The sequence below is a fragment of the Acetomicrobium sp. S15 = DSM 107314 genome, assembly GCF_016125955.1.
In the GTDB taxonomy this organism is placed as follows: Bacteria; Synergistota; Synergistia; order Synergistales; family Thermosynergistaceae; genus Thermosynergistes; species Thermosynergistes pyruvativorans.
In genome coordinates, this window is the sequence record NZ_JADEVE010000366.1 from 1 (window position 1) to 269 (window position 269).

Consider the following 269-nt stretch of genomic DNA (forward strand, 5'->3'; position numbering starts at 1 on the left):
CGAGGCGTTCCTCGAGCAGAGACCCTATAAAGTTTCCCGTGGCAAAACCTCCGGCGTACGCTATGACCTGCCACGGGCTATTTATACCGCCCTGCAACACCTTAGAGAGGGCTACAAGGTACACGCTCACCTCGCAAAAAGATTTTAGAGCTGCTGCCTTTACGGTGACAGCCTTTGCACCTTCGGTCAACGCCTTCGCCTCCTATGGTCTATAGGAGGGCTGGCTGCGATAAGCCAGCCCTCTGCTTTGCTATAAGTTTTGATTTGGT

1 protein-coding gene is annotated in these 269 nt (G+C 53.2%); it reads right to left on the reverse strand.

Going from position 1 to position 269, the window contains the following annotated elements:
- Positions 1-190, reverse strand: a 190-nt coding sequence (locus EZM41_RS11090; protein ID WP_232619330.1) for a DUF5698 domain-containing protein, incomplete at its 3' end; no start/stop codon positions are given.
- Positions 191-269: the final 79 nt, after the last annotated feature.